2 protein-coding genes and 1 pseudogene are annotated in these 1650 nt (G+C 71.0%); all 3 read right to left on the minus strand.

All coding sequences use genetic code 11. The annotated features are described in order from the left end of the window. Positions 1–343 (minus strand): annotated as a pseudogene (locus DVH02_RS33075) (hypothetical protein); the annotation flags it as partial. A gap of 137 nt (positions 344–480) precedes the next feature. Beyond that, complete coding sequence (locus tag DVH02_RS33080) at positions 481–1110, minus strand: GNAT family N-acetyltransferase (RefSeq protein ID WP_114627538.1); 630 nt, start codon at positions 1108–1110, stop codon at positions 481–483. Next, entirely contained in the window at positions 1107–1580 is a 474-nt protein-coding gene (locus tag DVH02_RS33085; protein ID WP_114627539.1) for a MogA/MoaB family molybdenum cofactor biosynthesis protein, read from the minus strand. Before DVH02_RS33085 ends, DVH02_RS33080 begins: the two co-directional genes overlap by 4 nt. Positions 1581–1650 lie beyond the last annotated feature (70 nt).

Genomic DNA, 1650 nt, shown 5'->3' on the forward strand with positions numbered 1-1650 from the left:
GGGCGGGTGCGGGGCGGGGCACCGTGCGCGGGGACGGGTGGATCTCCATCCGTACCTCGGTGTGGTCCCGGGGCGCGGAGAAGGACCGGACGTCGACGGAGCTGATCGATTCCGCACGACTGTCCGGTTCCCCGTCGGTCTCCGCCTCCTCGGCGCGTCCCTGAAGCTCCTTGGCGTAACGGCGCTCCATGGCCGCCCTTCCGGACAGCAGCCGGATGGCGGTGCTGAAGCGTTCCGTCGGACGCGCCTCATTCAGCTCGTCCTGCCTGCGGAGCCACATCGGCACCAAGTAGGCGGCCCAAGCCCCGACGATGACTGCGTAGATGAGGCCGCTGCTGCTCACGGTTCACACCGTAGAGGGGTTCGCACGGCGGCATCCGCCAATTGAGCCGGTGTGTCGCACGATCCGGCTGATATCACGGACTTTTTTTATGATGTTTCGGATCGGTTTACTGTCATATCGTCACCAATATCGAACACTTATTTCATTTTCTGATTGTTCTCGGGGCGTCTCTGCCGCCATCGGTGGAGCAGCCCCTCCGGTACCTCCTCCGCCGTCAGCACATAGACCAGGTGATCCCGCCACGCGCCGTCGATGTGGAGATAGCGCGGACGCAGCCCCTCCTCGCGGAATCCGAGCTTGTCGACCACCCTGCGGCTCGGGCCGTTCTCCGGCCGGATGCAGACCTCGACGCGGTGCAGTCCGACCGTACGGAAACAGTGGTCGACCGCGAGGGCCACCGCCGTCGGCATGACGCCGCGCCCCGCGACCTCGCGGTCCACCCAGTAGCCCACGTGCCCCGAACACATCGAGCCCCAGGTGATCCCCGCGACCGTCAACTGTCCGACCAGCCGCCCCTGGTACTCGATGACGAACGGCAGCATCCGGCCCGCGGCGGCCTCGGCCCGCAGATGGCGGACCATCTGGCGGTACGTGGGTCGCCGGGCTCCGGGGGCGCCGGGGGGCGGCGGCGGAATGGTCGCTTCCCAGGGGCGCAGCCAGTCGCGGTTGCGCCGGTTCACCTCACGCCAGGCGGCCTGGTCGCGCAGCTTTATCGGGCGCAGGACGACATCGCCGTTGGCCAGGGTCACGGGCCAGACCGGGTTCATCCGGACGTACGGGGGTGATCGCCGCCGTGGATCTGGTCCACGGCATGGACGAGCAGCCGGCCGAGCACCGCGAGGCCGTCGCGCACGCCGCCGGTCGAGCCCGGCAGGTTCACGATCAGTGTCCGCCCCGAGACGCCCGCGACGCCCCGGGAGAGCGCGGCGGCGGGCACCTTGAGGACACCCTCGGCGCGGATCGCCTCGGGGATGCCCGGGATCTCGTAGTCGACGACGCGCCGGGTGGCGTCCGGGGTGCGGTCCGTGGGCGAGAGGCCGGTACCGCCGGTCGTGAGGATCACGTCGTACGCGGCGGCCACTCCGGCGCGCAGCGCCCGCTCGACCGGATCGCCGTCGGGAACGACCCGCGGTCCGTCGACCGCGAAGCCGAGCGCGGCCAGACCGTCGGCCAGGACCGGGCCGCCTCGGTCGGCGTAGACGCCGGCCGACGCGCGGTTGGAGGCCGTCACGACCAGGGCCCGGTACGGCGCCGTCGCCTCCGCGCCCGTGGCGCCCCGGGGGGCAAGGGGGTCGAGGGGGTCGAGG

The organism is Streptomyces corynorhini (assembly GCF_003346515.1).
Lineage (GTDB): Bacteria > Actinomycetota > Actinomycetes > Streptomycetales > Streptomycetaceae > Streptomyces > Streptomyces corynorhini.